The following is a 3,726-nucleotide window of genomic DNA, read 5'->3' on the forward strand; positions in this document are numbered from 1 at the left end:
CGCCACCGGTCGGCCGCCGCAGCGGGCAGGGCGGCCAGGCCGGAGAGGTCTGCCTGCCGGGCGGGGGCCCCGAAGCGGGCCAGCATCCCCAGCTCCACCGGTAGGGCGCACAGCTCTGGTCGGGGAGAGAGGAGGATCTTTTCCAGCTCGGCCCGGACTCGCTCCCCCGACACCCGGTCCAGCCCCGCCGCCTCCTGCCGGAGGGCGGCGGCGGTCTTCTCCTCCAGGGTAAAGCCCAGCTGGGCGGCGAAACGCACCGCCCGCAGCATCCGCAAGGCGTCCTCCCGGAACCGCTGCGCCGGGTCCCCCACGCAGCGGATGAGCCCGGCGTCCAGGTCGGCCCGCCCGCCGTGGAGGTCGATGACCTGCCCGGCCTCGGTGAGCGCCATGGCGTTGACGGTGAAATCCCGCCGGGCCAGGTCCTCGGCCAGTCCCACACCGAAGACCACCCCCTCCGGGTGGCGGCCATCGGCGTAGCCTCCCTCCCGCCGGAAGGAGGTGATCTCCACCCCTCCCCCAGCCCCGGGAACGGTGACGGTGCCGTGGCGGAGCCCCGTGGGGATGGCGGTGGGGAAAATCCGCAGCAGCTCCTCCGGCGGGGCGGCGGTGCAGAGGTCCACGTCCCCCGGCCTCCGGCCCAGCAGCAGGTCACGCACGCAGCCCCCCACCGGGTAAGCCTCATAGCCCTCCGCACCCAGGGCCCGCAGGCAGTCCACTGCCCCGGGGTCCAGCGACTTCCAATCCATTTTCTCCCCCCTCCGGTATTTTGTGCTTGCCATTCGCCTATAATGGTATATAATAGACTATCACGAACCATTATAATCTTGAAAAAAGGGTGTGTAAAGCCCATGGCTGACGCCAATATCCATGACTATATCGTCCCCGGCCGCCGGGCCCATCTGGTGGGCATCGGCGGAGTCTCCATGTCCCCCCTGGCCGAGGTCCTTCACGGCGCGGGCATGGTCATCACCGGCTCCGACATGCGGGAGGGCCCTGCGGTGGAGCACCTGCGGAGCCTGGGCATCCCCGTCCGCATCGGCCACCGGGCCGAAAACCTGGGGGACGCCGAGCTGGTCATCCGCACCGCCGCCGTCCACGACGACAATCCGGAGATCGCCGCCGCCCACTCTGCCGGCGTCCCTGTCTTTGAGCGCGCCCAGGCTTGGGGGGCCATCATGCGGGGCTACAAGCACGCCCTGTGCATCTCCGGCACCCACGGCAAGACCACCACCACCTCCATGTGTACCCACATCGCCATGGCCGCCGGGGTGGACCCCACGGTGATGATCGGCGGCACCCTGCCCCTGCTGGGGGCCGGCCACCGGGTGGGCCAGGGCGACACCATCATCCTAGAGAGCTGCGAGTACTGCAACTCCTTCCTCTCCTTCTTCCCCACCGTGGCCGTCATCCTGAACATTGAGGCCGACCACCTGGACTTCTTCAAAGATCTGGACGATGTGGAACGCTCCTTCCGGGCCTTCGCCGATCTGGTGCCCGAGGGCGGGCGGATCATCGCCAACCGGGACGACAAAAACACCATGGACGCCCTGACCGGCGAGACCGGGCCCGTCACTACCTTCGGCCTCACCGAGGGCGACGTCCACGCCGCCGGGCTCACCTGGACCAGGGGGCTGCCCACCTTTGATGTTGTCTACCGGGATCAGGTCTATGCCCATGTGTCTCTGTCGGTGCCCGGCCTCCACAACGTGAAAAATGCCCTGGCGGCGGCGGCCTCCGCCATCGTCCTGGGGATCCCCGGAGCGGCAGTGGCCCAGGGGCTCGCCCAGTTCCGGGGGGCCGGACGGCGGTTTGAGCACAAGGGGACCTTCCGCGGGGCCGAGGTCTACGACGACTACGCCCACCATCCCGGCGAGCTCCGGGCCCTGCTGGACGCCGCCCACACCCTGGGTTATGAGCGGGTCATCTGTGCCTTCCAGCCCCACACCTACACCCGCACCGCCGCCCTCTTCGACGACTTTGTGGAGGTGCTGAAACAGCCCGACGTCACCCTCCTGGCGGAGATCTTCGCCGCCCGGGAGACCAACGAGACCGGCATCTCCTCCAAGGACCTGGCTGACCGGATCCCCGGGGCCCAATACTGCGCCACCCTGCCCGAGGTCACCGCCGCCCTCCGGACCCTGGCCCGGCCCGGCGACCTCATCCTCACCGTGGGGGCCGGCGACATCTACACCGCCGGCGAGGCCCTAGTACAGATGGCTTGAGGCCCTTCCCCTTCTGAACTGATAACAGCGCCCCAAAGCGCCGCAGACTGCGGCGCTTTGGGGCGCTGTTTTGCGCTTTCTTGTTCTTTACAGCTCGGCCACCAGGGCCTTGAGCACCCGGATGCGCTCCCCCAGCAGCTCACCGTCCCGGGCCAGAGCCTCCTGAAAGAGGGTAATGTCCCCGTCGATGTGGTCGTTGCCGGTACACACCGCCACCGTCATGGCGTCCCCCTGGAGTCCCACCCGATCAATGACCGGTTGCTCCTGGTCGTATCCCTCGGGAAAGCGGTAGGCTTCCTCACGAAAATAGCGCATGGCCCGGCAGGTGAGGATGGCCAGGTCCAGCACCCGGTGAAGGGGGAGCTCCTCCGACTGCCGGGACCACTTCTCCCCGGTGTGCCGCCACACCTTGGCCGAGACGTCTACCCGGCCCCGGTCATTCCACTGGGCCAGGCCCAGGGACAGCCCCTGAGCGTCGCTTTCGTAGGCGGCGCGGCCATCAATGTGGGCGTAGTCCTCCGCCACGATCACCGGCTTATGCTTGAGATTGGTTGGGATCTCCACGGAATCCTCCTCTTCTCGCCCGGCAGCTCCGGGCGTTTCATTTACTTAATTACTAAATTACTAAATTAGTAATTTTTATGATACCATGCATGCTTTGCGCTGTCAAGGGGCAAGCTGTATGCACGGAAGGAGCGAACGAACTCATGGACATGACCAATCAGGAATACTGCGCCTATGTGGGCCGGATGGCCAAGCCCTCCCCCATGGTCAAGGACCTGACCTGGGCCTTCTGCGTCGGTGGGCTCATCTGCACGGCGGGACAGTGGCTGCTGGGCTTTTACCGCCGGGCGGGGCTCGACCAGGACGGGGCGGGCGCCGCCGTCTCCATGACCCTCATCCTGGCCGCCGCCCTGCTCACCGGCCTGGGCCGCTTTGACGACCTGGCCAAGTGGGCAGGGGCCGGCACGCTGGTGCCCATCACCGGCTTTGCCAACGCCATGGTCTCCCCCGCCCTGGAATTCAGGAGCGAGGGCCTTGTCACCGGCACCGGTGCCCGTCTCTTTACCGTGGCCGGTCCGGTGCTGGCCTACGGCATCTCGGCCAGCGTGGTCTACGGGCTCATCCTCTGCCTGCTGATGTAAGAAAGGCCCCCCGCCGTATGGCGGGGGGCCTTGTCGTTCTGCGTTGGTCGGCTCAGAGGGGCCGGCGGTCTCAGTCGTCCAGCTCGGTCTCCTCATCCTTGCGGCGGCCAATGACCACCAGCAGCCCGGCAGCCGCCAGGGAGGCGGCCAGGGCCAGCATACCCATGGTCCGGGTGGGGTCCACCGCGGTGCGGGTGCCCAGGGTACCGGTCTGGGGCAGGTCGCCCATGGGGACCTCGCCCTCGGGGATCTCCAACTCCTCACCGGGGTCGTCGCCCAGGGGAGTGTCCTCATCGGGGATCTCTAACTCCTCGCCGGGGTCGCCGCCCAGGGGAGTGTCCTCATCGGGGATCTCCACC

Annotated in this window: 5 protein-coding genes; 2 read left to right on the top strand and 3 right to left on the bottom strand. The window is 67.6% G+C overall.

What is annotated here, in order from left to right:
- Window positions 1-746: tRNA nucleotidyltransferase (locus Q0Y09_RS11890; RefSeq protein ID WP_297721935.1), on the bottom strand; the 746-nt coding region annotated here is incomplete at its 3' end.
- A 102-nt stretch (window positions 747-848) separates the two neighbouring features.
- Here Q0Y09_RS11890 and murC point away from each other — a divergent pair.
- Window positions 849-2,222, top strand: coding sequence for a UDP-N-acetylmuramate--L-alanine ligase (murC, locus tag Q0Y09_RS11895; RefSeq protein ID WP_297721938.1), 1,374 nt, complete (start codon window positions 849-851; stop codon window positions 2,220-2,222).
- A gap of 87 nt (window positions 2,223-2,309) precedes the next feature.
- On the opposite strand, the gene Q0Y09_RS11900 is transcribed toward murC, so the two are convergent.
- On the bottom strand, window positions 2,310-2,786 hold the full coding sequence (locus Q0Y09_RS11900; RefSeq protein WP_297721941.1) for a DUF6530 family protein: 477 nt from the start codon (window positions 2,784-2,786) through the stop codon (window positions 2,310-2,312).
- A gap of 143 nt (window positions 2,787-2,929) precedes the next feature.
- Here Q0Y09_RS11900 and Q0Y09_RS11905 point away from each other — a divergent pair, with 143 nt between their 5' ends.
- On the top strand, window positions 2,930-3,367 hold the full coding sequence (locus Q0Y09_RS11905) for a SpoVA/SpoVAEb family sporulation membrane protein (protein WP_297721944.1): 438 nt from the start codon (window positions 2,930-2,932) through the stop codon (window positions 3,365-3,367).
- Between the two features lie 70 nt (window positions 3,368-3,437).
- Here Q0Y09_RS11905 and Q0Y09_RS11910 read toward each other — a convergent pair.
- Window positions 3,438-3,726: hypothetical protein (locus tag Q0Y09_RS11910; RefSeq protein ID WP_297721947.1), on the bottom strand; the 289-nt coding region annotated here is incomplete at its 5' end.

It is taken from the genome of Intestinimonas sp. (assembly GCF_026169115.1).
Classification (GTDB): domain Bacteria; phylum Bacillota; class Clostridia; order Oscillospirales; family Oscillospiraceae; genus Intestinimonas.

Bases quoted from the DNA above. Each gene is read 5' to 3' on its own strand.
- Q0Y09_RS11905 (WP_297721944.1), top strand. From the start codon at position 2,930: ATGGACATGACCAATCAGGAATACTGCGCCTATGTGGGCCGGATGGCC.
- murC (WP_297721938.1), top strand. From the start codon at position 849: ATGGCTGACGCCAATATCCATGACTATATCGTCCCCGGCCGCCGGGCC.